General features: G+C 52.1%; 24 protein-coding genes and 2 pseudogenes. 14 read left to right on the forward strand and 12 right to left on the reverse strand.

Features of this window, described 5'->3' with window-relative positions:
• Nucleotides 1–71: 71 nt before the first annotated feature.
• The 4 genes from AC534G_RS15955 (at nucleotide 72) to tusE (ending at nucleotide 4909) form a co-directional block, all read left to right on the forward strand.
• The gene (locus AC534G_RS15955; protein WP_110498484.1) at nucleotides 72–2789 is read left to right on the forward strand and encodes a TcfC E-set like domain-containing protein; all 2718 of its coding nucleotides are present in this window, start codon (nucleotides 72–74) and stop codon (nucleotides 2787–2789) included.
• Nucleotide 2790: 1 nt separating this feature from the next.
• On the forward strand, nucleotides 2791–3948 hold the full coding sequence (locus AC534G_RS15960) for a CblD like pilus biogenesis initiator family protein (protein ID WP_038639466.1): 1158 nt from the start codon (nucleotides 2791–2793) through the stop codon (nucleotides 3946–3948).
• A gap of 10 nt (nucleotides 3949–3958) precedes the next feature.
• Nucleotides 3959–4510 (forward strand): LuxR C-terminal-related transcriptional regulator, encoded by a 552-nt coding sequence (locus tag AC534G_RS15965; protein ID WP_110498486.1) that lies wholly within the window; start codon nucleotides 3959–3961, stop codon nucleotides 4508–4510.
• A 69-nt stretch (nucleotides 4511–4579) separates the two neighbouring features.
• Nucleotides 4580–4909 (forward strand): sulfurtransferase TusE, encoded by a 330-nt coding sequence (gene tusE / locus AC534G_RS15970; protein ID WP_038639458.1) that lies wholly within the window; start codon nucleotides 4580–4582, stop codon nucleotides 4907–4909.
• Here tusE and yccX read toward each other — a convergent pair.
• Genes yccX through AC534G_RS15985 form a run of 3 tightly spaced genes read right to left on the reverse strand, consistent with a single transcriptional unit; the run spans nucleotide 4906 to nucleotide 6586 of the window.
• Nucleotides 4906–5187 (reverse strand): acylphosphatase, encoded by a 282-nt coding sequence (yccX, locus tag AC534G_RS15975; protein ID WP_038643100.1) that lies wholly within the window; start codon nucleotides 5185–5187, stop codon nucleotides 4906–4908. The two genes, tusE and yccX, sit on opposite strands and share 4 nt — an antisense overlap.
• A 45-nt stretch (nucleotides 5188–5232) precedes the next feature.
• Complete coding sequence (locus AC534G_RS15980; protein WP_085048591.1) at nucleotides 5233–6021, reverse strand: AraC family transcriptional regulator; 789 nt, start codon at nucleotides 6019–6021, stop codon at nucleotides 5233–5235.
• A gap of 13 nt (nucleotides 6022–6034) precedes the next feature.
• On the reverse strand, nucleotides 6035–6586 hold the full coding sequence (locus tag AC534G_RS15985; protein ID WP_110498487.1) for a YbhB/YbcL family Raf kinase inhibitor-like protein: 552 nt from the start codon (nucleotides 6584–6586) through the stop codon (nucleotides 6035–6037).
• Between the two features lie 214 nt (nucleotides 6587–6800).
• Between AC534G_RS15985 and rlmI the strand changes: the two genes are divergently transcribed.
• Both rlmI and hspQ read left to right on the forward strand, forming a co-directional pair.
• The gene (gene rlmI, locus AC534G_RS15990; RefSeq protein WP_038639450.1) at nucleotides 6801–8012 is read left to right on the forward strand and encodes a 23S rRNA (cytosine(1962)-C(5))-methyltransferase RlmI; all 1212 of its coding nucleotides are present in this window, start codon (nucleotides 6801–6803) and stop codon (nucleotides 8010–8012) included.
• A 57-nt stretch (nucleotides 8013–8069) separates the two neighbouring features.
• On the forward strand, nucleotides 8070–8387 hold the full coding sequence (hspQ, locus tag AC534G_RS15995; RefSeq protein WP_038639447.1) for a heat shock protein HspQ: 318 nt from the start codon (nucleotides 8070–8072) through the stop codon (nucleotides 8385–8387).
• Nucleotides 8388–8491: 104 nt separating this feature from the next.
• Here hspQ and AC534G_RS16000 read toward each other — a convergent pair whose 3' ends face one another.
• Nucleotides 8492–8905 (reverse strand): CoA-binding protein, encoded by a 414-nt coding sequence (locus AC534G_RS16000; RefSeq protein WP_006685217.1) that lies wholly within the window; start codon nucleotides 8903–8905, stop codon nucleotides 8492–8494.
• Nucleotides 8906–9077: 172 nt separating this feature from the next.
• On the opposite strand from AC534G_RS16000, the pseudogene csgI reads away from it, so the two are divergent.
• A pseudogene (gene csgI, locus AC534G_RS16005) lies at nucleotides 9078–9740 on the forward strand (curli synthesis inhibitor).
• A gap of 93 nt (nucleotides 9741–9833) precedes the next feature.
• Entirely contained in the window at nucleotides 9834–10292 is a 459-nt protein-coding gene (mgsA, locus tag AC534G_RS16010) for a methylglyoxal synthase (protein ID WP_110498488.1), read from the forward strand.
• A gap of 32 nt (nucleotides 10293–10324) precedes the next feature.
• On the opposite strand, the gene helD is transcribed toward mgsA, so the two are convergent.
• A complete protein-coding gene (gene helD, locus AC534G_RS16015) occupies nucleotides 10325–12379 on the reverse strand; it encodes a DNA helicase IV (protein ID WP_110498489.1) in 2055 nt (684 codons plus the stop codon).
• A gap of 125 nt (nucleotides 12380–12504) precedes the next feature.
• Here helD and AC534G_RS16020 point away from each other — a divergent pair, with 125 nt between their 5' ends.
• Nucleotides 12505–12951: a YccF domain-containing protein gene (locus AC534G_RS16020; protein WP_038639436.1), complete on the forward strand. Its 447-nt coding sequence runs from the start codon at nucleotides 12505–12507 to the stop codon at nucleotides 12949–12951.
• A gap of 18 nt (nucleotides 12952–12969) precedes the next feature.
• On the forward strand, nucleotides 12970–15123 hold the full coding sequence (yccS, locus tag AC534G_RS16025; protein WP_110498840.1) for a YccS family putative transporter: 2154 nt from the start codon (nucleotides 12970–12972) through the stop codon (nucleotides 15121–15123).
• Here the strand turns inward: yccS and AC534G_RS16030 are convergent.
• Complete coding sequence (locus AC534G_RS16030; protein WP_038639434.1) at nucleotides 15101–15715, reverse strand: TfoX/Sxy family DNA transformation protein; 615 nt, start codon at nucleotides 15713–15715, stop codon at nucleotides 15101–15103. The two genes, yccS and AC534G_RS16030, sit on opposite strands and share 23 nt — an antisense overlap.
• A 216-nt stretch (nucleotides 15716–15931) precedes the next feature.
• Between AC534G_RS16030 and sulA the strand changes: the two genes are divergently transcribed.
• Nucleotides 15932–16441 (forward strand): SOS-induced cell division inhibitor SulA, encoded by a 510-nt coding sequence (sulA, locus tag AC534G_RS16035; RefSeq protein WP_038639432.1) that lies wholly within the window; start codon nucleotides 15932–15934, stop codon nucleotides 16439–16441.
• Between the two features lie 357 nt (nucleotides 16442–16798).
• Complete coding sequence (ompA, locus tag AC534G_RS16040) at nucleotides 16799–17857, forward strand: porin OmpA (protein WP_038639429.1); 1059 nt, start codon at nucleotides 16799–16801, stop codon at nucleotides 17855–17857.
• Nucleotides 17858–17955: 98 nt separating this feature from the next.
• Here ompA and matP read toward each other — a convergent pair whose 3' ends face one another.
• On the reverse strand, nucleotides 17956–18408 hold the full coding sequence (gene matP, locus AC534G_RS16045; protein WP_038639426.1) for a macrodomain Ter protein MatP: 453 nt from the start codon (nucleotides 18406–18408) through the stop codon (nucleotides 17956–17958).
• Between the two features lie 185 nt (nucleotides 18409–18593).
• On the opposite strand from matP, the gene AC534G_RS16050 reads away from it, so the two are divergent.
• Entirely contained in the window at nucleotides 18594–20354 is a 1761-nt protein-coding gene (locus tag AC534G_RS16050; RefSeq protein WP_038639423.1) for an AAA family ATPase, read from the forward strand.
• A gap of 68 nt (nucleotides 20355–20422) precedes the next feature.
• Complete coding sequence (gene fabA, locus AC534G_RS16055; protein WP_003035875.1) at nucleotides 20423–20941, forward strand: bifunctional 3-hydroxydecanoyl-ACP dehydratase/trans-2-decenoyl-ACP isomerase; 519 nt, start codon at nucleotides 20423–20425, stop codon at nucleotides 20939–20941.
• 114 nt (nucleotides 20942–21055) lie between these two features.
• Here fabA and rmf read toward each other — a convergent pair whose 3' ends face one another.
• From rmf to AC534G_RS16080, 5 genes and pseudogenes are all read right to left on the reverse strand, one after another.
• Complete coding sequence (rmf, locus tag AC534G_RS16060) at nucleotides 21056–21223, reverse strand: ribosome modulation factor (protein ID WP_071888121.1); 168 nt, start codon at nucleotides 21221–21223, stop codon at nucleotides 21056–21058.
• A 255-nt stretch (nucleotides 21224–21478) separates the two neighbouring features.
• The gene (pqiC, locus tag AC534G_RS16065; RefSeq protein WP_038639420.1) at nucleotides 21479–22042 is read right to left on the reverse strand and encodes a membrane integrity-associated transporter subunit PqiC; all 564 of its coding nucleotides are present in this window, start codon (nucleotides 22040–22042) and stop codon (nucleotides 21479–21481) included.
• The gene (gene pqiB / locus AC534G_RS16070; RefSeq protein WP_038639416.1) at nucleotides 22039–23679 is read right to left on the reverse strand and encodes an intermembrane transport protein PqiB; all 1641 of its coding nucleotides are present in this window, start codon (nucleotides 23677–23679) and stop codon (nucleotides 22039–22041) included. The genes pqiC and pqiB overlap by 4 nt, the downstream gene beginning before the upstream one ends.
• A gap of 4 nt (nucleotides 23680–23683) precedes the next feature.
• Nucleotides 23684–24936, reverse strand: a pseudogene (pqiA, locus tag AC534G_RS16075) (membrane integrity-associated transporter subunit PqiA).
• A 15-nt stretch (nucleotides 24937–24951) separates the two neighbouring features.
• Nucleotides 24952–26859, reverse strand: a complete 1908-nt coding sequence (locus tag AC534G_RS16080) for an ABC transporter ATP-binding protein (protein ID WP_110498490.1) — start codon at nucleotides 26857–26859, stop codon at nucleotides 24952–24954.
• Nucleotides 26860–26868: the final 9 nt, after the last annotated feature.

Here is a 26868-nt window from a genome sequence, read left to right on the forward strand (position 1 = left end):
ACCACAGTACCTAAGGAATAACGTCAGAGGGTGCCCACCCTCTGACGTCAGGATGATGTCGAGGCTCGGTCATGGCGTTTCACAGAAATACTCTCCTCTTAGTTGCTTTGTTACCCGCATCCATCCAACTCGCCTGCGCAGAGATGGCCGTCCCGGCAGGTTTTGAAGATCTGGCGAAAACACAGCGCCTGTGGACAGAAGTCAATCTCTATGGCGAGTCGCTTGGCCTTTTTGAAACGGATATCACGCTTGAAACAGTAAGTTTTGTCGCGCCTGAAACCGTGGTCACGGCCATCAAACGGCAGTTTAATGACGATCCTGCCCTCATTGCCACCGTGTCTGCAGCCCTGGCCGTTCCACTGGCCCGTAACGGCAATCTGGCATGCAGCAGCAATGGCTCCGCAACGGGGTGCGATTACCTTGATACCCAGCGCGCGGCCATTATCTATGATGAAAATAACGCCCGTATTAATCTTTTTTTCGACAAGAAATTTCTGCCTAAACAAACCACTGAAAGCCAGTGGTATCAGCCCACGCAGGACACCGAGAATGCGTTAATCCATCAGCAGAATATCAATTTTGTTGCCGACAGGGATTACCAGTCAGCCACCGTTCAGGGCAATGGCGCGCTGGCACTCACCCAGGACGGCTACTTCAACCTCGACTGGACCTGGATGGGGCAACGTTCGAAGCACCAGCAGCAACAGGAGATAACCGTCAACAATGCCTGGTTTCGTCAGGATATCTGGCGCCAATACTATGTTCAGTTGGGCGAGATGGACACTCGCGATCTGTTCAGCAATGCCGGCGGGAATATCAATCTCAGCCAACTGCCGCTGGGTAAAATTCGCGGCTTGCGCACAGGCTCAACAAGGGCATGGATCAATCCGGTTCAGCAGTCAAAGGGTACGCCTATCACCGTATTGCTTTCTCATGATGCGCGTATTGACGCCCGCCGGGGTAATCAACTGCTGGCCAGTTTTTATCTGAATGCCGGGGCGCAAACCCTGGACACCCGTTCGTTCCCGGACGGGAGCTATACCGTGACGTTGTCCGTCTATGAAAATAACCGGCTGACGCGCACCGAGCAGGTACCGTTTACCCGAACCGGCATTACACCTTTCGATCGCGTCGAGTGGTTCCTGCAGGCAGGCGAAACTGACAATAACGATCAAAACGACGAACGCAGCGCGGTCGCGCAAGCGGGCATCCGCCTGCCCGTCACTCCGACGCTGGCGCTGACCAGCGGCGTAACAATAAAAAAAAACCAGCGTTTTCTGGAAAATGCGCTCGACTGGAGCCGCGGTTTCAACACCGGCCCGATCGATGGCGTGCTAAGTACCCGCTTTAGCTACCTATACGGCAGCGAAGGTCAACGCGGCAACATTCAGCAAATCAGCTATAACGACGGTTTTTCACTGAGCTTCTATCGCAACGCGTTATCAGCAGAACACTGCAATACCCGAAGCGCAGGGTTTGACGCCGTGAATGGCTGTTACCGAAGCCTGTCAGTAATGTTCTCCGTCCCTGTCGGTACCTGGTACGCGAGTCTGGGGTATTCAGATAACCGCAACGAAGGACGTTACGTTGCTCGTCGGGAACTCCCGGACAGTGACGATCGCCACGATGCGGGCTTGCCATGGGAGTCGGTTTATATGACCCGCTCGCGCACGCGGGCCTGGCAGGGCGGCTTGAGTACAGCGTTCAACGCGCGCGGCCTGAACATCAACAGCAGCATTAACCTTTTCATGCGAAACGATGACTCCCGCGAAGGGAGGGATAAAGGCGGCTACCTGAGCGTAAGCCTGTCAATGGCGCATAACCGTCAGGGCGATGCGACGAGTTATACCTCGCTGGGCGCGACGTGGCAGCACCAGCAGCATGAAAAAAACCAGCTGAGCTACAACGTGGCGCACAACTGGTATGCCGATGCACGTGGTGAAAATGAGTATGGACTGAGCGCGTCAGGCATTAACAGCGATTCGCTCAATGCCTCTGCCTATACGCGCCAGGGCGGACGCTATGGCAACGGTAGTCTGACCGTCAGCGACGCCTGGGATCGTCAGGATGGGCGTCATACGTTGAGCAGCAGCGGCAATTACAGTTCAACGCTCGCGCTATCTCGCTCTGGCCTGTGGCTGGGCCGTTGGAGCGACGGACGCCCTGCTTCAGCCATCGCGGTTAACGTTGCCACGCCGGAAGATTCCCAGGATCCGCGCGTCGCTGTGTCGCTGGATAACGGCGGCAGCGCAGATATCCCAAGCAATAGCCGCGCCCTCTTCGCCGTGCCTGGCTATCAGCAGACGACGTTGACGATTAACGAATCGCTGGATGTCTCCCGAGGTGCCAGCAGTGAAATCACACAAGGTTCCGGCAGCAGAACATTGTTTATGGTGCCAGGCAAACTGCTCCGTCGGCACGTGCAAACCACCGCAAGCTACACATGGCTCGGCCAGTTAACCGACGAACAACATTCGCCGTTTATTGGCGGCGTGCCCCTGAACGTAAACGGCTGGAGCGACCTTGGCAACGGCGGGTTTAGCGCCCAAAGCAACGCTCTGCTGCATAACCTCTACCTGGTGCGTCAGCAGCAGTTTTATCAGTGCGCGCTAAACGTGAAGAGTATGCGCGACGTCGTGCGTTATGTCGGGTCGATCCCTTGCCGGGAATTAACCTTCTCTGCCCTGCCGGATACGGTCCAGCAACAGGCGCAGCTAATGCTCGCCGGACGTAGCGTGCCGACCGGCCCGACTGCCATGAACGCAGACAACCTCACTAAAGGGAAATGATGTGAACAAAAGCCTTATTATTTTACTTTTCCTGCTCCTGTGGGCTGGCCAGACACTAGCCGGCGCCCCGGCCGGAAGAAACTCCAGCGTCGGTATAAGCTACGATCGCATGGCACCGCCCGCGCGTTTCGATATCTGGCTTCATGAATCAGGCGGCTATGATGCCGCCGATCCGCAAAAGTGGGGACGCAATACCCTGACCTGCTTATCCCGTACCGATACCACCTATGGCGCCTGTATGACCGCCCCGGTGTGGTTCTCGGCGAACCCGGCCGCGCCTTATGCCATCAATTTACGTTTTACGCATACCCTTACCAACAAAACGGTGGATATTAAGGTGTATGGCGATCACTACCTGTTTATCAATAACAAAGTCTTTACCTTTGCCAGTTTTGTCGCGGGAGGAACACAAGATATTGCAGCCTGGAACCGAGAACCCTACTTCGATTTCTATATTGTGAAAAGCGAACTGGATAAGCTCACCCAGCCAGGAATCTGGACCGCAACGCTGAAGCAGAACCTGCGTCAATGGGGTAGCGCCGACTGTGGCGGGAACTTCAATGACGGAAATGTCGGATGTCCGGGCTATCTCACCATCGCCAACTGGCAGGCAAATATTCGCATTGAAGTGGTCGATCCGGGTAATCAGCAGATTTATCTGCCCGCATTTCCACACTCAACGCCTATCGTTAACCTCAACCTGACCAACTTCCCTGGGCGGCCCGGCGGCAGCGAGATCCAGGGGGAAAACACGCTGGATATGTGCTTGTACGACGGAAAAAACAGTACCAGCACTCGCACTTATCTGCGGTTTGAGGACAACGAGCTCAACGCTTCAGGCCGTGCCGAAGGCGCGTTTTCAATCCGGCGACGTGGCGGAAGTCAGACCGATGCGCGGGATCGTCTCGACTATCAGGTCTTTGTCACCAATCCCATCACTGGCGCAACCGAAACTGTCGCTAACGGTAAAACCGTGGTCTGGCAAGGCACCAACGATCCACAGTATCTGCGTCAGGTCGTGCTGCCCGGCGGGCGCGAGGGCGTACTGTGCGTACCCGCCCCTATTATCCTGAAAACGCCTGCCTTTGCCGCCAGCAGCAAAAATGCCGGGGATTACACCGGTACGCTACGCATTATTTACACGCCCAGTACGTTATAAAGAGGCCGCCGTGAATTACGTCATTCTTGATAATAATCGTTTTTATGCCGAAGGGTTGCGCTATGCCCTTCTGCGTCGTAACGCGCCGACTCAGGTGAAGTGCGGCACGGTAAAGTGGCGTCGTTCGCTGCTGGCCTGTGACACCCTCGTTGTACGTTGCCGCTTTTCCGTCACGAGAACGCATCTGGCGCTGGTCGACATTCTGCTGCAACTGGAGGCCAGACGCTGGGAGGGAACCGTTTATCTGGTGTGCAATGAAAAAGGCTGGGCACTGGCAACGCATTTGCGAAAGCGTTTTACAACGCTGACCTTGCATATCATTGATGACCGACTTGCCGTCGTGGATGCGCCGTATATGTTTGCTAAAGAGCCGCGTCGTGTACGCAGCCTGAACTGTTGCCTGACAGGCATGGAGTTCAATGTTCTCGACAGGCTGGTTAACGGACAATCGGTAAAACATGTTGCGCATATGACGCAGATTAGCGAAAAGCAGGTATCGACGTATAAATGTAACGCGCTGAAGAAGCTTAATGCCAACAATCTGCTACAGCTTCTTCTGTAGGGCAAGGTTTCTCACGCCGCCCCTTATTTGCTAGACTAGGGGCGGTTTTTACTTTATCGACAGAGCACTATGTTCATTTTTGCAGGCCAGGAAATTGAGACCGATAGCGAAGGCTATCTGAAAGATACCACGCTGTGGAGCGAGCCGCTGGCGGAGAAAATCGCCGAAAACGAAGGTATCGACCTCTCCCCTGAACACTGGGAAGTGGTGCGTTTCGTACGCGAGTTTTATCTGGAGTTTAATACTTCCCCCGCTATCCGCATGCTGGTAAAAGCGATGGCCAACAAGTTTGGCGAAGAGAAAGGCAACAGCCGTTATCTTTACCGTCTGTTCCCAAAAGGTCCGGCCAAGCAGGCGACTAAAATTGCCGGCCTGCCGAAACCGGTCAAATGTATTTAATAGCGGATACTAAATCCCTTTAGCTCGTCGCCAGGGCGGTGTGGTTCACTGAGAACCCGTTCTACCCTGGCGCTGCTCGGGCCTCCGGCTTTTAACCACTTCATTAGCTGTTCCACCCGATCGCTTTCGCCGCAGGCGACAACCTCTACGCTGCCATCATCCATATTTTTAGCGTATCCGGTCAATCCCAGTCGTTGCGCTTCATGCTGCGTGGTGTAGCGAAATCCTACCCCCTGAACCCGACCATAGACCCAGGCGATTATGCAGACTTTCGACATTGCGGTTCTCCTAATCAACATAAATGAAGGAACAGTTACAAGGCCTCAGCGCACCTGTTTCGGCAGGCATCCGTAATGCTGGCGGAATCTTGCGGTAAATCGTGAGCCTGACAGATAGCCACAGCGTAACGCAATTTCGCCAATCGGCAGCGTGGTCGATTGTAGTTGAGAGAGCGCACAGGACATGCGCACCTCTTCAACTATCTGCCGGTAACTCTGCGATTCCATCTGTAATCGTCGGCGTAATGTTGAAGTACCGATGGACAAGTGACCGGCAATCTCCTGAGCTGTCCATAGCTTAGCAGGGGATAACATAATAAGTTGTCGCACCTGTTCAGTCAGATTAAACCGTCGCTCGATAAGCAGAGGCCCCGCCACACCATCATGCAGTAGCGCCAGCAATAATCCCATCGCCTGATGCTCCTGCAATTTTGCAGGTAAGTCCTGGCGTACAGCGTCCAGCAGGCTTTCCCACATAAATGCCAGTCCGTTACTCATGGGCGTGCATAGCGACGTCAATTTTGCCGGAGGGAAATCCTTGACCCAGTTATTTTTAAACGTGCTAATGATGCTCGTCGACAGCAACAGCAAATCCGAACGAAATGCTCCCTGCTCCGGCTGATTAATAATCTCCAGAGGCGTATTCGCCGGGATGATAATCAGCTCACCCGGCCCTGCAACCAGACGATTGTCATCCTGAATAATGACCTTACTTCCCTGCGTAATATGGCAAATAGCAGCAGAAAACAGTTTCACCCGGTGCAGGCGGTGCAGATGGCCGGAACGCACCTCAGCGGTGGTAAGGTTGTTATGGCGAAAATGGACATCCTGCACCAGTGTATCCTCTTTATTTTCTTGCGTAAGTGGCGGTTAATTCCGCTTTGGCAATCACGTGGCTATTCAGCATAAAACCGACCAGCGCACCGCTGGCGTTACTGTCAATTGGCAACGCGTCGGTATTTAACGCCCACACGGTAAACTGATAGCGATGAGGTTTATCGCCCGGTGGTGGACAGGCGCCGCCGAATCCAGCATAACCGAAATCATTGCGTCCCTGAACTGCTCCAGCGGGTAACTTATCCATGCTGGCTCCGCCAGGAAGCGTGTGGACCTGAGCCGGAATATTTACGATGGTCCAGTGCCACCAGCCGCTTCCCGTTGGCGCATCAGGATCAAACAGCGTAATGGCAAAACTTTTGGCATCAGTTGGCGGATTTTGCCAGCTCAGCTGCGGGGAAATATTGTCGCCACTGCAGCCAAACCCCTTAAACACCTGTTTTTGCGTTAATTGCAGGTTAGCGGGTATATCTGCGCTGGTGAGGCGAAATGTCGAGGCGGCAGAGGCATCAAAACTCAACGCGACAATAGCGGCGGTAGCCAGAGAGTAGACAGCTTTCATTACATTTCCTTTTTCTGATTAAGAAATAGCAATGTAAACCGTGGATATAAAAGAAACTGTGCCTCTGTGATAGCGTTTTGTGCCGAAACGCCCAGCGCCATACGCTGATGATTGACCTCATCATCTGTGCTACTCTACGCGCCATTTTATTTCAATGGTTTCAGGTTGGTACTTTACTCCAGCCCGCGTCACTGTTTGTGAGAGGTTGCTCCGCATGACTGAATCTACAATTCCACATTATCCTCGTTTAGTGTTAGCCAAAGGGCGCGATAAATCATTACTGCGCCGCCATCCGTGGGTATTTTCCGGTGCTGTCGCACGTATGGAAGGTAAAGCCAACCTCGGTGAAACCATCGATATTGTTGACCATCAGGGTAAATGGTTAGCACGCGGCGCGTACTCACCTGCGTCGCAGATCCGTGCCCGCGTCTGGACATTCGACAAGTCTGAATCCATCGATATTGATTTCTTCACCCGTCGTCTGCAACAGGCGCAAACATGGCGCGACTGGCTGGCGAAAAAAGACGGGTTGAACAGCTATCGTCTGATCGCAGGAGAATCCGATGGTCTGCCGGGCATCACCATTGACCGCTTTGGCAAATTTCTGGTATTGCAACTGCTCAGCGCCGGCGCTGAATATCAACGCGCCGCACTGATTAGCGCTCTGCAAGTTGTGTTCCCGGACTGCGCTATTTATGACCGTAGCGACGTGGCCGTGCGTAAAAAAGAAGGTATGGAGCTGACCCAAGGGCCAGTAACGGGCGAATTGCCGCCAGCCCTGCTGCCTATCGAAGAGCACGGGATGAAGCTGCTGGTTGATATTCAGCACGGTCACAAAACCGGTTATTACCTTGATCAACGCGACAGCCGTCTGGCCACACGTCGTTATGTAGAAAATCAACGGGTTCTGAACTGTTTCTCTTATACTGGCGGCTTTGCGGTCTCGGCATTAATGGGCGGATGCCGTCAGGTAGTCAGCGTCGATACCTCTCAGGAAGCGCTTGATATTGCCCGCCAGAACGTAGAACTGAACAAGCTGGATCTGAGCAAAGCCGAATTTGTGCGTGATGACGTATTCAAACTGCTGCGCGCTTACCGCGATCGCGGTGAGAAATTTGATGTCATTGTGATGGATCCGCCGAAGTTCGTCGAAAACAAAAGCCAGTTAATGGGCGCCTGCCGCGGCTATAAGGACATCAATATGCTGGCTATTCAGTTGCTCAACCCCGGCGGCGTATTGCTGACATTCTCCTGCTCCGGACTGATGACCACCGATTTATTTCAGAAAATCATCGCTGATGCCGCAATAGATGCTGGTCGTGATGTACAATTTATAGAGCAGTTCCGTCAGGCCGCCGATCACCCGGTGATCGCTACCTACCCGGAAGGGCTGTATCTGAAAGGGTTTGCCTGTCGCATCATGTAACTTGAAAAGTGGAATATTACCCTTACATAGAGGGTATCTATTTCCCGGGAGGTGACTATGATTGCCAGCAAATTCGGTATCGGCCAGCAGGTCCGCCATTCCCTGTTAGGTTACCTCGGAGTGGTCGTGGATATCGACCCGGAATATTCGCTTGATGAACCGTCAGCCGATGAGCTGGCGGTTAACGACGAACTTCGCGCCGCTCCCTGGTATCACGTGGTGATGGAAGACGATAATGGTCTGCCGGTGCATACGTATCTGGCCGAAGCACAGCTGAGTGGCGAGCTACAGGAAGAACATCCGGAGCAACCGTCGATGGATGAACTGGCGCGAACAATCCGTAAACAGCTTCAGGCTCCGCGTCTGCGTAATTGATGCGAACACAAGCCCGATGGCAATTCGCTTATCGGGTTTATGCTGCTCATCCGGCCAGCAACGCGGGCCGGATGAGCAACGTGCCTTAAGGCAACAACACAACCTTACTTCGCCAGTCCCAGCCGCGGGATCTCAATCGCCGGACAGCGATCCATGACCACCGCCAGCCCCGCGTCACGTGCCAGTACGGCTGCCTGCTCGTTAATTACGCCAAGCTGCATCCATAAGGTCTTCGCACCGATGGCGATAGCCTCCTGAGCAACGCCCCACGCCGCTTCTGAATTGCGGAAGACATCCACCATATCCACTTTCTCCGGCACATCCGCCAGCGTCGCGTACCCCTGCTGCCCCAACAGCGTTTTCCCGGCAACTTTTGGCGAAACGGGGATAACGTGATAGCCCTGATCGAGTAAATACTTCATTACCCGATAGCTTGGACGATCGGGTTTATCGCTTGCACCAACCAGTGCAATCGTACGGGTAGATGTCAAAATGCCAGCAATATCGGTCTCTTTCATCGTCTTCCTCCAGGCTGTTTAACAAAGTGTACGACAAACCTGGCCTTGCAACCATCCATCCCATACTGGCGCATGAGAGCTAAACTCAAAAATATGTCTATATGTTAGTAAACGTGACCAGTGAAAAAATTAGATACATCTGATGCAGATATTTTCTGGACAGGAGAAACCTATGAAAGCCGGCATTATGACAGCCTTGATTGCTCTGTGTTTGCCGGTAACTGTTTTTGCCACCTCTTTGCGTCTGTCGAGTGAAATTGATCTTCTGGTGCTGGATGGAAAAAAAGTCTCCAGCTCATTACTGCGTGGCGCCGACAGTATTGAGCTGGAAAATGGTCGGCACCAGCTTGTATTTCGCGTAGAAAAAACCCTTCGCCTGTCCAGCCACGAAGAACGTCTGTATATTTCCCCTCCGCTGGTTATCAGCTTTGATACCCAGCTCGTCAGCCAGGTTAATTTTCACCTTCCGCGTCTGAACAATGAGCGGGACGCATCACATTTCGATGATGCACCGCGTGTGGAACTGCTGGATGGGGACGCCATGCCCATCCCCGTTAAGCTGGATATTCTGTCAATCACCTCCACGGCGAAAATCGTGGATTATGAAATGGAAACTGAGCGCTATAACAAAGCGGCTAAACATGCGTCATTGCCACAATTCGCCACCATGATGGCCGACGACAGCTCGCTGCTTTCTGGGGTGTCTGAACTGGATCGGGTGCCGCCTCAGTCGCAAACGCTGACCGAGCAATGATTAAAATTTTGGTTTGAGCAGGCCGACGCCCAAACGCGAAGTAACTTTCTGCAATGGGCCCAGAAACAGCCTTCTTCATGACATTTATGTTCACAGACGCATTTTTTTTGTCTTTCTCTTGCAGCGTCAAGTGCTTCCAGTACTCTGTAACAAGGTTAACTTGGGAGCTGTACTATGGAATTAACGACTCGCACATTGCTAGCGCGTAAGCATATTGCGCTGGTGGCACACGATCACTGTAAAAATATGTTGATGAGCTGGGTGGAACGCCACCAGCCGTTACTGGAAAAACACGTTCTGTATGCCACGGGAACAACAGGAAACTTAATTCAACGCGCGACAGGAATGGACGTCAACGCAATGCTGAGCGGTCCAATGGGGGGGGACCAGCAGGTGGGCGCGCTGATTTCAGAAGGGAAAATAGATGTGCTGATCTTCTTCTGGGATCCGCTCAACGCCGTTCCCCACGATCCTGATGTCAAAGCCCTGCTGCGCCTTGCCACAGTCTGGAACATTCCGGTCGCCACCAACGTGTCGACGGCAGATTTTATTATCCAGTCGCCAAACTTCAACGATGAGACGGACATACTGATCCCGGATTACGCCCGTTATCTGGCAGAACGCCTCAAATAATGCCCAGGCAGGCGGCAACTACCGCCTGCGTTTCAGGGTTTCCTCGTCACCGGGACATCCAGTCGCTTAAGCTCATCAACAAAACACGATGGTGTTTCTTTATTGAACAGCAACCACACCCGGTGACGTGCGCGCGTTAGTGCCACATACAGCAACCTTCGCTCTTCGGCATCCGGAAAATCTTCAACCGCCGGGAGCAGCGCCTCTTCCATAATCGACTCGCGGGCTGGCGCAGGAAAGCCATCATTACCCTCATGAAGACCGACGACAATAACGTAGTCCGCTTGCTGTCCTTTACTGGCATGGATAGTCATAAAATCCAGCTGTAGCTTAGGCCAGCGGGTAGCCGCTTTCTCCAGACTGGCCGGTTTCAGATGATGGTATCGCGCCAGGACCAGAATTCTCTCTTCTGTTTTCACAAAACCCGACAGTTTATCCAGCAACAGATCCAACTGGTTTTCATCAAGCAAGGTGACGGCTTTTTTATCCCCTGTCATCAGGCTGTTGAGCGGTTTCGTAAGCTGGTGGGGATTCTGTTGAATAAACTGATTTGCGACTTCACCAATACGGCTATTGAAACGGTAAGTCGTATCCAGATTACAGCGATCGCCCTCGCCAAAGTTTTGCTGGAATGCTGTGGTCAGCGAAAGTTGCGCCCCGCTAAACCGGTAAATGGCCTGCCAGTCATCGCCTACGGCAAACAGCGTAGTCTGCGAGTTTTGCTTGCGTAGCGCGGCCAACAAGGCGGCACGCTGAGGAGAAATATCCTGAAATTCATCGACCAGAATATGCTTCCAGGGACTGATAAACCGCCCTTTTTCCAGAATAACAATGGCCTGATGGATTAACCCGGAAAAATCGACGGCATTCTCGTCCTTCAGGGCGCTCTTCCAGGCTTTGAGCAGGGGCGCCATGAGCTTTATGCGTTTACTGAACAGGTCGCGGATCTCCTCCGGAGCATTGGCAATCATCTCCGCCTGCGCTCCGCCATGCATACGCATCAGGCTAACCCAGCGATCGAGCCGGGAGGCCAAACGCCGCTGAAACTTTTCGTCGTCCCAGAAGTTACCTTCGGGTACAGACCACTGCATCTCTTCTTCTAACCATTGTCGCCAACCTTTAGCCTGCGCTTTTTTCTCGCTGCACTGCTGACGCCAGGTAGTAATGAAGAGTTTGCTGCGCGCAACGGCGTCATTTTCCAGCTTGCTAACCGTCGGAACTTTTTTGCTGCCCTGCGAAATGATATGCAGCGCCAGTGAATGAAACGTCCGCGCGGTGACCTCATCCGTATGCAGACGTTCACGGATGCGGTCATCCATCTCCTGAGCCGCTTTACGACCGAACGCCAGCAACAGAATTTGTTCTGCCGCCGCCTCGCCTCGCGCCAACAGCCAGCCCGCACGGGCAACCAGAACCGATGTTTTGCCGCTTCCCGCCCCGGCAAGTACCAGTAAGGCTTGCTCACCATTTACCACCGCGCGCGCTTGGGCAGGGTTCAGCGGCGAAGATTCAATGTGCTGGAAAAACTCGGCATGCTCTGCCAGCATCGCATCGGTATAGGCCTGATTGTGCTGTAAACGACAGGCCTCAATATCCTGCAACCATGCCTGGCATTGGCGTAACGCTTCACGACAATTTTCAAATTCTTCCAGCCGCTTCACCGGTAGCGGCAACGCCGCAAAGGCACGGAGGATCTGCTGTTGCAATCCTGAGGTTTGGCTACGTGTCAGCCATTTATTTTCACTTGTCCGGGCCGCAATCGCATCCAATTGTTGCTGTAACACTCCAGCAGCCACCTCACTCATTTCCTGGCTCCACTGCTGCCAGAGCGTATTTAAATGGTGATGGAAGCGTTGGGTTTCCGCCCATTCTGTGCCGTGAAGCCGTACCACCTTATCATCCGGAAGCACAAACTCCAGCTCTCCCCACACCAGGCCGCGTTTGCAATGAATAGCCAATAACTGGTTGAAGGGAATAAGATACTCGTGACGATCGCCGGAAACTTTAATCCCGGCATTGAGAATAACGGCCCGATCGTAAGGGTGTTGCGCCAGACGTTTTCCAAGAGAAGTTGCTTTCAGTTCCATAAGACTCAAGCGGATCCACACGAAGAGGTTTGCATATCAGTGTAACCGCCAGAGAAAACGTGCTCCAGCCCAAAAAAACGTTACAATTGCCGAATTCACAGAAAACCAGAGTTAATCGAGGGTTTATGCGTACTGTTCTGAATATTTTAAATTTTGTGCTAGGTGGGTTCGCCACCACCTTAGCCTGGTTATTAGCTACGCTGGTCAGTATTGTGCTTATTTTTACTTTACCCTTGACCCGGTCATGCTGGGAAATAACCCGACTCTCGCTATTTCCCTATGGCAACGAAGCGATTCATGTCGATGAACTTAATCCGGCAGGGAAAAATGTGCTTCTTAATACCGGTGGCACATTGCTCAATATTTTCTGGCTGATTTTCTTCGGTTGGTGGCTGTGCCTGATGCACATTGTCTCCGGCATTGCCCAGTGCATTTCGATTATTGGTATTCCGGTGGGCATTGCGAACTTTAAAATTGCCGCTATTGCGCTCTGGCCGGTGGGGCGTCGGGTGGTTTCAGTCGAAGTTGCCCGCGCTGCGCGTGAAGCCAATGCGCGCCGTCGCTTTGAATAATCAGGACTGATGGCCTTTATGTTAAGTCCGCTGCTTAAACGCTATACCTGGAACAGCACCTGGCTGTACTACGTAAGAATTTTTATCGCGCTTTGTGGCACAACAGCGCTACCCTGGTGGCTGGGCGATGTTAAGCTGACCATCCCGCTCACGCTGGGTATGGTCGCTGCCGCGCTGACCGATCTGGACGATCGCCTCGCTGGCCGACTGCGCAATTTGATCATTACATTGATCTGCTTTTTTATTGCCTCGGCCTCCGTAGAACTGCTCTTCCCATGGCCATGGCTGTTTGCCATTGGGTTAACGCTTTCCACCAGCGGCTTCATTCTGCTGGGGGGCTTAGGCCAGCGCTATGCAACCATCGCCTTTGGTGCGTTGTTGATTGCCATTTATACCATGCTGGGAACGTCGCTTTACGATCAGTGGTATCAGCAGCCGATCCTGTTGCTCGCTGGCGCTATCTGGTACAACCTTCTGACGCTGACCGGGCATCTTCTGTTCCCCATCCGCCCACTGCAGGACAACCTGGCGCGTAGCTACGAACAGTTAGCGCACTACCTGGAACTGAAATCACGCCTTTTTGATCCCGACATTGAAGATGAAAGCCAGGCGCCGTTGTATGATTTGGCCCTCGCTAATGGGCAATTGATGGCGACGCTAAACCAGACAAAGGTATCGTTACTGACTCGCCTGCGCGGCGACCGCGGTCAGCGCGGAACGCGTCGCACGCTACATTACTATTTTGTAGCGCAGGATATTCACGAACGCGCCAGCTCCTCCCATATTCAGTATCAAACGCTACGCGACCATTTCCGTCACAGCGACGTGATGTTTCGCTTCCAGCGCTTGATGTCGATGCAGGGGCAAGCCTGCACCCAGTTGTCCCGCTGTATTTTATTACGCACGCCTTACCAGCACGATCCGCACTTTGAGCGCGTCTTCACGCATATAGATGCCGCCCTGGAGCGTATGCGTGCGAACGGTGCGCCTGCAGACCTGCTCAACACGCTGGGATTTTTACTCTCAAACCTGCGAGCTATCGACGCCCAACTGGCCACCATCGAGTCAGAACAGGCTCAGGTACTCTCGCGTAATGAGTCTGAAAATCAGCTTGCCGATGACAGTCCGCATGGGTTCAGCGATATCTGGTTACGTCTGAGCCGTAATTTTACGCCTGAGTCAGCCCTGTTTCGCCATGCAGTACGCATGTCGCTGGTGCTTTGTGTCGGCTATGCCATTATCCAGATTACCGGGATGAACCACGGATACTGGATCCTGCTGACCAGTCTGTTTGTCTGTCAGCCAAACTACAACGCTACCCGACATCGCCTGGCGCTAAGGATTATCGGTACATTGGTAGGAATCGCCATTGGTTTACCTATCCTGTGGTTCGTTCCCTCTCTGGAAGGTCAGTTGATACTTTTGGTGATCACTGGCGTACTGTTTTTTGCCTTTCGCAACGTCCAGTATGCGCACGCCACGATGTTTATCACGCTGCTGGTACTGCTGTGCTTTAATCTGCTCGGTGAAGGTTTCGAAGTTGCGCTGCCGCGCGTTATCGATACGCTGATAGGGTGTGCCATCGCATGGGCTGCCGTGAGTTTCATCTGGCCTGACTGGCGTTTTCGTAACCTGCCGCGTGTCATTGAGCGGGCCACTGACGCAAACTGTCGTTACCTCGATGCTATTCTCGAACAATATCATCAGGGTCGTGATAACCGTATGGCATACCGTATCGCCCGTCGTGACGCACACAATCGTGATGCAGAGCTTGCCTCCGTGGTGTCGAACATGTCGAGTGAACCGGATGTCACGGCCCAAACGCGAGAAACAGCATTTCGCTTGCTGTGCCTCAATCATACGTTTACCAGTTACATTTCCGCCCTTGGCGCACACCGCGAACAGTTAACCAACCCGGAAGTTCTGGCATTACTGGATGATGCCGTCTGCTACGTTGATGACGCGCTTCACTATCAACCCGCAGACGAACAGCGCGTCTACCAGGCGCTGGAGGGGCTGAAGCATCGAATTCAGCATCTTGAGCCACGTCCGGATAGTAAAGAACCGCTTGTTATACAGCAGGTTGGGCTATTGATCGCCCTGCTACCGGAAATCCGGCGATTACAACAGCAAATTGCCATGCTGCCTTCTAATACCCCGGCTCCGGCGTAAGAGAACTGACCCACTCCACCAGCTCCTGGCGACGGACCGCCGGGAGCGCAGCTTCATGCATGCCACTGACCGCACCTTCAAGGGCATAAAGTATTTTTACCGTCAGGGCTGGATTGTTTTGCCGCAGTTTCAGCCAGCACATTTGGGCGCCCAACGTTCGCAATGTTCCCTCATCTTTAATCCCTGCTTCATTTAGCAGGGTCTCCAGATGAAACGTCATATTTGGTAGTTCCCGCAGACGATGTTGAGCAAAGCGACTCTGTTTTTCCTTAACAGCAGCATCCAATGAGTACCGCGATAACGACACCAACTGCTGCTGGTTTTGCCACAGCGCATCATTCACCTGATAGTAGTTGAGTACCACCGGACGCCCGCGCTTTATAAATGTCAGCCAGACAGGCGAATTTTTTACACAGTACTGTACGCTCTGTTCGCAGGCCCGAAGATATAACTCACCGTTGGCGACCATAGCAAAGACCGTATCCCCAACCGTCAGACTGTAACTGCCAAATAATGAGCGATAGTGAATTGTTCCCAGAGACGCCAGATATTCTTGTGATTTATAGATCTTTGCATAAGAAAGTTCTTTCATAAAAATCCTTTTAAATCATAACGTAAGCAAATGATTTTCAATAACAGATCCGTTAATGACGAAAATAGGCAACTTATTCGCACGGGGCAAGATGAATTTTATTTTTCCCGTAACTACGACTAAAAATTGCGAACCTGTTTCCGAAAATAAGGTTGATCTTTGTTGATAGCAGGGTTACTGTATATCCATACAGTAACTCACAGGGCTGGATTGATTATGTACACTTCAGGCTATGCAAATCGTTCTTCGTCGTTCTCTTCCACATCAAGCAACATTGCGCGCGTTTCATCAGAGAACGCAACCGCTGGGCTTATCAGTGAAGTGGTCTATCGCGAGGACCAGCCCATGATGACGCAACTACTGCTGCTTCCCCTGCTGCAGCAATTAGGGCAGCAATCGCGCTGGCAGTTGTGGCTGACGCCTCAGCAAAAATTAAGCCGGGAGTGGGTACAGTCAGCCGGGCTTCCATTGACAAAAGTGATGCAGATTCGCCAACTCTCCCCCTGCAATACGCTGGAATCGATGATCCGTGCGCTGCGCACAGGTAATTACAGTGTCGTTATCGGCTGGCTGGGAGAAGAGTTAACGGAAGACGAACACGCTGAACTGGTTAAAGCGGCTGAAGAAGGAAATGCTATGGGATTTATCATGCGTCCTGTTCGCGCACAGTCACTTGCGGGGAGACAGCATTCCGGGCTAAAAATTCACTCGAATTTGTATCATTGAGTAAAATTAGGATTTATCCTGGAATTTTTTTTCATGCTTCAATTTGCCTTTGAGCTTTAACGCGTTTTTCGTGCGAACGCCTGTCTCAAGCGGTTTTCAGGAAATCTCCAGTGCATTTAGACATCAATAAATGTTAAATATTATGTATACAAGCCTTTTTTTTTCATATGCCTGACGGACTTCACACTTGTAAGTTTTCAACTACGTTGTAGACTTTACATCGCCAGGGGTGCTCGGCGTAAGCCGCAGATATCGGTAGAGTAACTATTGAACTGGTCCCCGGGTGAAGGATTTAACCGTGTTATCTCTCTTCGGAGATATTCATGGCGAATTTTGGATGATAACGAGGCGCAAAAAATGAAAAAGACAGCTATCGCAATTGCAGTGGCACTGGCTGGTTTCGCTACCGTGGCGCAGGCCGCTCCGAAAGATAACACCTGGTACGCTGGTGCTAAACTGGGCTGGTCTCAGTACCATGATATTGGCAACAACCAGATCAACAACGCCGGCCCTACCCACGAAAGCCAACTGGGTGCTGGTGCGTTCGGTGGTTATCAGGTTAACCCGTACGTTGGTTTCGAAATGGGTTATGACTGGTTAGGCCGTATGCCGTACAAAGGCTACACTGACCAGACTCACAACAACGGCGCTTTCAAAGCTCAGGGCGTTCAGCTGACCGCTAAACTGGGTTACCCAATCACTGACGATCTGGACGTTTATACCCGTCTGGGTGGTATGGTTTGGCGTGCAGACGCTAAAAACAACACCGGCTTCAAAGACCACGACACTGGTGTATCCCCAGTATTCGCTGGTGGCGTAGAGTATGCAATTACTCCTGAAATCGCTACCCGTCTGGAATACCAGTGGACCAACAACATCGGTGACGCGAACACCGTTGGCGGTCGTCCGGATAACGGTCTGTTAAGCGTTGGTGTTTCTTATCGTTTCGGCCAGCAGGAAGAAGCAGCTCCAGTAGTTGTTGCTCCGGCTCCGGCTCCAGAAGTACAGACCAAGCACTTCACTCTGAAGTCTGACGTTCTGTTCAACTTCAACAAAGCAACTCTGAAACCAGAAGGCCAGCAGGCTCTGGACCAGATGTACAGCCAGCTGAGCAACCTGGATCCGAAAGACGGTTCCGTAGTGGTTCTGGGCTTCACTGACCGCATCGGTTCTGACGCTTACAACCAGGGTCTGTCCGAGAAACGTGCTCAGTCCGTTGTTGATTACCTGATCTCTAAAGGTATTCCTTCTGACAAAATCTCTGCACGTGGCATGGGCGAATCTAACCCGGTTACTGGCAACACCTGTGACAACGTGAAAGCTCGCGCTGCACTGATCGACTGCCTGGCTCCGGATCGTCGTGTTGAGATCGAAGTTAAAGGTATCAAAGACGTTGTAACTCAGCCTCAGGCTTAAGTTATCGTCTTATAAAAAAACCCCGCATCGCGGGGTTTTTTTTCATCTGTGTTTTAATCAAAGCACACGACTACGTCACCCATTAAAGCACCCTGCCACTACTCTTTTCCCAGCAGTGCCTGTAAATCCTGTTTTAAGGTTGACATTTTATTCGCGTACTTCTCTTTATGTTCCGCATCTTCAATCAGTTGCACAATGGTTTCAGAAAGCGTTTTACTGCGCCGCTGGGCAAGGCCTGCTAAGCGTTGCCAAACCATGAATTCCAGATCGATAGATTTCTTTCGTGTATGCTGATGCTCAGCATTAAAATGCCGCTTGCGCCTCGCCCGTATGGTCTGTTTCATACGATTGAGTAGCGCAGGGTTCATGTGTTCTTCAATCCAGGTATTGACCCGAACCGGTTCATTTTCGAGGGTTAGCAATAAATCAACGGCTTCTTTGGCAGCGCTGGCCTCTACGTAACGGGTTATTAATTCCCCCTCACGATGCTTCTTCACCAGGTACTTCCACTTCCAGCCGCTTTCAAGATTTTCAAGTTGTTGATATTTCATTGCGATCTCAATGTTACCGTGTAACTCTTATCAGAATATCAGCTTTTTGAGCAACTGAAGAAAAGAATATCCAGCCTGTGAACTGCCGCGCGTCATCACTTCCGTTTCGCGGTGCTTTCCAGGTGTGTAGTGATGAGGGTTACGGTATAATCTCGTTTTTAACAACAGACTAAAAAACATCAACTTTGACCATTACGAAACTTGCATGGCGTGATCTGGTTCCTGATACCGACAGTTATCAGGAAGTATTTGCACAGCCGCACGTCACTGACGACACCGATACCTTACTTAGTGATACTCAGCCACGTTTACAATTCGCGCTAGAGCAGCTTCTGCAGCACTGGACGACGTCCTCGTTCATGCTGGTAAAAGCACCGGAAGAGCTTGAATACCTTAACCTTATTGCAACTGCTGCACATACACTGCACACGGACGCAGGACGCCTGACTGGGGGTCATTATGATATCTCTGGTCACACTATCCGCTATCGTACAGCGGAAAAAGCAGAAGACAATTTTGCGACGCTAACTCAGGTGGTCAACGCTGACTGGGTTGAAGCCGAGCAACTGTTTGGCTGCCTGCGTCAGTTCAATGGCGATATTTCCCTGCAACCAGGTCTGGTACATCAGGCGAATGGTGGGGTGTTGGTTATCTCATTACGCACTCTGCTGGCCCAACCGCTGTTGTGGATGCGTCTGAAAGCCATTGTCAGCCACGAGCGCTTTGACTGGGTAGCTTTTGATGAGTCTCGCCCATTGCCCGTTTCCGTTCCGCCTATGCCGCTTAAACTGAAAGTGATTTTAGTCGGGGAGCGTGAATCACTGGCAGATTTTCAGGACATGGAGCCAGAACTGGCTGAGCAGGCCATCTACAGCGAATTTGAAGACAACCTGCAGATAGTCGATGCCGAAACCATGACACAGTGGTGCCAGTGGGTAACGCATACCGCCACGCGCAACAATTTGCCCTACCCCGCGCCTGATGCCTGGCAGGTTCTAATCCGCGAAGCTGTGCGCTATACCGGCGAACAGGATACGTTGCCGCTTAACCCCTTGTGGATCATCCGACAGTTCAAAGAAGTGGCCCCGCTATGCGCGAGCGAAACCTGCACAGCGGAACAGTTCAGCCTGATGCTGGCGCAGCGCGAATGGCGGGAAGGATTCCTGGCCGAACGTATGCAGGATGAGATCCTGCAAGAGCAAATCCTTATCGAAACGGAAGGCGAGCGAATTGGTCAGATCAACGCCCTGTCGGTCATTGAGTTTCCGGGTCATCCTCGCGCGTTTGGAGAACCATCACGTATCAGTTGCGTGGTGCATATTGGCGATGGCGAATTCACAGATATTGAGCGCAAAGCCGAGCTGGGAGGAAATATTCATGCCAAGGGGATGATGATTATGCAGGCGTTCCTGATGTCTGAACTCCAGCTTGAGCAGCAAATTCCCTTCTCGGCCTCGCTGACCTTTGAACAATCATACAGCGAAGTTGATGGTGACAGCGCGTCCATGGCGGAATTGTGCGCATTGATTAGCGCCCTCGCCGACGTCCCTGTGAATCAAAGCATCGCCATTACGGGTTCTGTTGATCAATTTGGTCGGGCGCAACCTGTCGGCGGTCTTAACGAGAAAATTGAAGGTTTCTTCGCCATCTGCCAGCAGCGTGAGCTGACAGGTACTCAGGGCGTTATCATTCCATCAGCTAATGTCAGACACCTGAGCCTGCAACCGGCACTGCTACAGGCCATAGAAGAAGAAAAATTCACTATCTGGGCGGTGGACGACGTAACCGATGCATTGCCGCTATTACTAAATCTGGTGTGGGATGGCGAAGGCCAGACAACGCTGATGCAAACCATCCAGGAACGTATTGCGACAGCAACGCAACAGGAAGGCCGTCACCGTTTTCCATGGCCGCTACGTTGGCTGAACTGGATTATTCCGAACTGATCGGACTTGTTCAGCGTACACGTGTTAGCTATCCTGCGTGCTTCAATAAAATAAGGCTTACAGAGAACATGGTAGATAAACGCGAATCCTATACAAAAGAAGACCTTCTTGCCTCTGGTCGCGGTGAGCTGTTTGGCGCAAAAGGCCCGCAACTGCCTGCACCAAGCATGCTGATGATGGACCGTGTCATTAAGATGACCGAAACCGGTGGCAACTTTGACAAAGGTTATGTTGAAGCTGAACTGGATATTAACCCGGACCTGTGGTTCTTCGGATGCCACTTCATCGGCGATCCGGTAATGCCAGGCTGCCTGGGTCTGGATGCCATGTGGCAGCTGGTTGGATTCTATCTCGGCTGGCTGGGCGGCGAAGGTAAAGGCCGCGCGCTGGGCGTAGGCGAAGTGAAATTCACCGGTCAGGTTCTGCCGACTGCGAAGAAAGTCACTTACCGCATTCACTTCAAACGCATCGTTAACCGTCGCCTGATCATGGGCCTGGCTGATGGCGAAGTGCTGGTTGATGGTCGTCTGATCTACACCGCAAACGATCTGAAAGTGGGTCTTTTCCAGGACACTTCCGCGTTCTAATCGCAGAGATCAAGCGTTGCTTCGTTGTCGGATGACAGCGTAAACGCCTTATCCGGTCTGCAAAAAGGCGAAACCTCCGCTCTGCGGAGGTTTCTTTTATCTAAAGAGACAGAATCAGGCCATTAAAACCCTATCCCCCATGGCTTCTCGCCAGCCTCCCAGCCAGTATGATCTCTGATTCAGCGCCTGATAGGGACACATTTCTTTTGAGCGTCCGGCAATGCCGGCCTGATATCCACGTTGATGTGCCCGTTCCAGGCGATCTCGTTTTTGTCTCTTCATGCCTCGTTTCCCTCATCTTTAGTTCTGGTGGAAAAGAAAACAGTGATTACTAAGTGTGCAATCACACTAAACCAATACCCCTAAACATCAGGCTCGTCAATGCGCAAAATTCACGCCAGTGTCATATTTGTGAGCTACCCGCGAAATCATTTGTACAAAAAAAATCAGACAGAACAGTTATCTCCGCGGCTAAAAAATAAAAAAAACCGCCCCGGGCGGTGAACCAGGGGCGGCATAATTTACAATTATTTAAGCTTAAGGGATGCGTTTCAGCTCTTGAGCTATGGCCGTCGCTTCCTGACTCCAGGCGCTGGCGAGAACCTTCACCATCTCATCGTAGCCGTCCCTGGTCTGCACTGCTTCGATGTGGAACGGACGCTTGATCAACTGCCCCTGGTGATTCAGTAACCATTCGCCGCTGACAATAACCTTCCCATCGTACCTACCGTGGAAGCCGGTCACAGTGACGTTCAGCGTGTCCTGCGTGCTTCCCAGCGGCTGCGAAGCGACAACCCAGCCAGGTAATTGCATACTGAGGTTCGTCACCAGCGTATTGCGCAATTGCTGATCTAAAGGACTGGCCCAGAGATTATTATTCGCTATCACATATTGCACATCGCTGGTCTGGTAAACCACCCCATTACCCGCCAGATAGTCCGGCACCGCAATCTGCTCAACCCACAGCAGCCGGTTACCCTGGTTGGCGGAGCTTTGGACGCCCCCTTGCGCGATAGGAAGCTGGTAATAGCTTTTATTTTCTCCGCTGGAGCTGCATGACGTCAGCCAGACCGCCATCATCACCACTAGCCACTTTTTCATTGTTTCGCCCTCTTCGGCTCTGGATCTTTTTTGTCCTTCGCTTCAAATACCAGCGCATTGCTCTTATCGTTCAACGTTTTCAGTACCGGTTGCAGTTCGCGCAGTACCTGATCAAGACGCTGCATATCCGCCACCATCTTGTTGTAGGCTGCCGAGCCCGGCTGGAAGCCCTGCATGCTACGATTAAGTTCACGCAACGTATTTTGCATATCCGCCGGAAGATCCTGCATTGACTGGCTGGATGTGATCTTATTCATATTATCCAGCGTGGTTTGCAGATGCTTCATCGTACGCTGGCTTTCTGACAACGTATTGGTCGCCTGCTCAATCATCGGGTTCAACGGCAGATTATTAATCTTATCCAGCGCTTCCATCAGGCGCTGCTGGATCTGCGCTAAACCGCCACTCACCGTCGGGATAATCTGATAACCATTAAATTCTCGTACACCGCTAATCGGTGGTTCTTTCGGGTAGAAGTCGAGATCGACATACAGCGCGCCGGTCACCAGATTCCCGGTTTTCAGCGATGCGCGTAATCCGCGTTTGAGCAATTGCTCCAGATGAGCGCCAACATCAGTGTCCTCGCCCAGCTGTGCTTTCAGGCGCTCAGGCTCGATGCGTACCAACACCGGAATGCGGTAATCATTGTTAAATACCTGACGCATGTTCGGTGAGAAGAAAGGGACTTTACTCACCGTCCCCAGACGAATGCCGCGGAATTCCAGCGGCGCGCCTGGCTGCAGGCCACGAATCGAATCCTTAAAGAACATCAGGTAGTCAATATGATCGGTATACAGGGAATCCTGAATACTTTTTTGATCGTCATAAAGATTAAACGCGGACTGTTGCCCAACCGGCTCACCTTGTTCTAAACCTTCTGGCACATCAAAACTTACGCCACCGCCAAACAACGTGGAGAGCGATCCCATTTCCACACGCATACCTGCGGAGGTAAGATCCACGGCGATCCCACTGTCTTTCCAGAAACGCACATTGCTGGTCACCAGACGATCGTTAGGCGCATTAATGAAAAGCTGGTAGCTGATAGTACGCTTTTGCGCATCGAAGGTGCTGGTCTCAACCGACCCCACACGATATCCACGGAACAATACCGGATCGCCCGGGCTTAACTGCCCGGCTTTTTTACTGTCCAGTATCACGCGGATCCCTTTCGCATCTGGCGGTGCCAGCGGCGGTGAGTCCAGTAGTTGGTAATTTTCCAGCTTATTACCTTTATTGCCGGGCTGCAGTTCAATATATGCCCCGGACAATAGCGTGCCCAGACCGCTGATACCTTCACGACCAACCTGCGGCTTCACCACCCAAAAAACAGAGTCTTTATGCAGCAGCTTTTCCATTCCGGAGTTAAGACGAGCTTTAATCTCCACATGGGTCAAATCATCCGTCAGAGTCGCGCTCTCGACGATGCCGACATCCACGCTGCGGCTTTTAATCGTCGTTTTGCCTCCTTCAATCCCTTCGGCATTGGTGGTAATCAGCGTGACTTCCGGCCCCTGATGGCTGTAATGATAAAACAGAACCCATGCGCCAATAAGCGCAGTAACGATCGGGAATATCCACACGGGCGACCAGTTTTTCACCTTCTGCACTTTGGCTTCCCCACTTTTAGATTCCATGCTGTCAGGACTCCTCATGATCTGGTTCTGGTTCACGGTCCCACGACAGACGCGGATCAAATGTCATCGCAGAAAACATTGTCATAATGACGACTAAAGCAAACATCAAAGCACCCATTGCAGGATAAATGTTCATTAACCCTCCCATGCGCACCAGCGCAGAGAGTACCGCAATCACAAAAACGTCGATCATTGACCAGCGACCGACAAATTCCACCACTTCATAAATCAAGTGCATACGTTCACTGTCACGTTTGCCGTGACCCTGGCCTCCCAACATAGCCAGGCAATGGCAATCATTTTCAACGTCGGCACCATAATACTGGCGATAAAGATAACCGCCGCCACCGGATAAGAGCCCTCACTCCAAATCAAAACCACGCCTTCAAGAATCGTTGACGGCAATTTGGATCCGAGCAAATCAGTAATCATGATCGGCAGGATGTTGGCAGGAAGATAAAGCATGATTGACGTGAACAATAACGCCATCGTCCATTGCAGACTGTTTTTGCGACGCACGTAGCCTTTCGTCTCGCAGCGCGGGCACACCCGTTCGTCAGCGGGAAGAATCGCGGTGCAGCAGGAACAAGAACGCAACCCCTGCCGGATGCCGGGCACGCCTGGCTTTAATTCCTGGTTAATGACAGGCATTGGCGCAATATCATCCCACAGCCAACGGCGGTCAACGCACTGAAACGCCCGTAGCTGTAGTACACAAAAGAAGCACCATGGGATGAAACTGCTGCCCACGCCGATATCACCATAAGCCATTAGCTTAACGAAACTGACCAGCACTCCGGCGAGGAAGATTTCCGCCATCCCCCAGCTTTTCAACTGGAACAGGACGCGCGCAAGCCTGGCCTTTAGCCAGCCAGGCATTTCGGCACGGTTCACCAGCAGCAGAATAGTCAGTAAACAAAACGCGGGAACCAACTGGACGAATAATAAAAAAAACGTGCCGAGGCTGGCGTAATCTTCAGAGAAGAGCACGCTGGGGATTTCCAGCAACGTCACTTCGCTGCTTACCCCTGCGACGTTCATATTCACAAAAGGGAAGAGGTTTGATAAAAGCAGCATGAACAGCGCTGCTAAAACATAGGCAGTAGGACGCTGCCTCGGCGCGTCCCACTCAACCGTTAACGTAGTGCCACATCGTGGACATGCCGCTTTCTGACCATGCTCAAGGCGCGGTAACGCCACCAGCATGTCACACTGCGAACACAAAATATGCTTCGCGGCATGGTGATGTTCGCACATATGTGCTCCTTTAAATTATGCGCCATTCTTCAAAGATTCAAGATACTCCCAGCGCTCAAAGGCTTGCTCAAGTTCTTGTTCCGCTTCGTTCAGATTAGCTAAAACTTGTTGCGTTTGCTCGTGCGGCTGACTGAAAAAAGCGGCGTCAGCAACCTGAGCTTGTAATGTTTCCAGCTTAGCTTCCAGTTCTTCAAGCAATGCGGGGAGCTGCTCCAGTTCGCGCTGCAGTTTATAGCTTAGTTTGCTCGTGCCACGTTTGACAATTTCTGCTTTAGGAGCAATAGCTTCCTCTGTTTTTTTCACAACGGGCTGTTTAAACGCTACATGCTGCGATTGCTGGCTGCGCGCGTCATGGTAACCGCCGACATAACGACCAATTTTACCACCGCCTTCGAAGATCCAACATTCCGTAACGGTATTATCCACAAACTGACGGTCGTGGCTCACCAGCAGTACGGTGCCCTGATAGCTGTCAATCAGCTCTTCAAGCAGTTCCAGCGTTTCGACGTCAAGATCGTTCGTTGGTTCATCGAGAATTAAAAGATTACTGGGTTTCAGGAACAAACGCGCCAGCAACAGACGATTTCGTTCCCCACCGGAGAGCGCGCGTACTGGCGTCATCGCCCGTTTCGGGTGGAACAGGAAGTCCTGCAGGTAGCCCAGCACATGGCGGGGTTTACCGTTAACCATCACCTCTTGCTTACCTTCGGCCAGATTGTCCATCACGGTTTTATCCGGATCCAGTTCAGCCCGGTGCTGATCGAAATAAGCCACTTCCAGCCTGGTCCCAACATGAATACGTCCACTGTCAGCCTGCAGTTGGCCTAGCATCAGTTTGAGCAGCGTCGTCTTGCCGCAACCGTTAGGGCCAATTAACGCAATTTTGTCGCTGCGCTGCACCTGCGCGGAGAAATCTTTTACCAGTTGCTTACCATCAACCTGATAATCCACATTCTCCATTTCGAAGACAATCTTGCCCGAACGGCTCGCCTCTTCAACCTGCATCTTCGCCGTGCCCATCACTTCGCGACGTTCACCGCGCTCGCGACGCATCGCTTTCAGGGCGCGCACACGGCCTTCGTTACGGGTACGACGCGCTTTGATACCCTGGCGGATCCAAACCTCTTCCTGCGCCAGCTTGCGATCAAACTCCGCGTTTTGTAACTCTTCTACCCGCAGCGCTTCTTCTTTCTCCAGCAGATATTGATCGTAGTTCCCCGGATAGGTCACCAGTTTGCCGCGGTCAAGATCAACAATACGCGTCGCCATGTTGCGAATAAATGAACGGTCGTGGGAAATGAAAATGATTGTTCCGTTGAAGGATTTCAGGAACCCTTCCAGCCAGTCGATTGTTTCAATGTCCAGATGGTTCGTCGGTTCATCGAGCAGCAATACGCGCGGATTACTCACCAACGCGCGGCCCAGCGCCGCTTTACGCAGCCAACCACCAGACAGCGACGAAAGCGCGGCGTTAGGATCCAGCCCCAGTTGCGCCAACACTTCATTAATGCGACTTTCGAGTTGCCACAGATTGTGGTGATCGAGCATTTCCTGAACCCGCGCCATCTCATTCAGATTTCTGTCGCTGGGATCGGTCATGACAAGGCGCGAAATATCATGATACCGCTTCAGGTATTCAGCCTGTTCCTCAATACCTTCGGCAACGAAGTCATACACGCTGCCCTCGACGTTACGCGGCGGATCCTGTTGCAGACGCGCGACGACCAGATCCTGCTCATAAATAATACGCCCGTCGTCAAGACCCTGTTCACGGTTCAGGATCTTCATCAGCGTCGATTTGCCCGCGCCGTTACGGCCTACCAGACAGACGCGTTCGTTATCCTCGATATGCAGTTCCGCATTATCAAGAAGGGGCGCATCGCTGAACGACAGCCATGCACCATGCATACTGATCAATGACATTTACTTATC

Source organism: Citrobacter sp. CRE-46 (assembly GCF_059615875.1).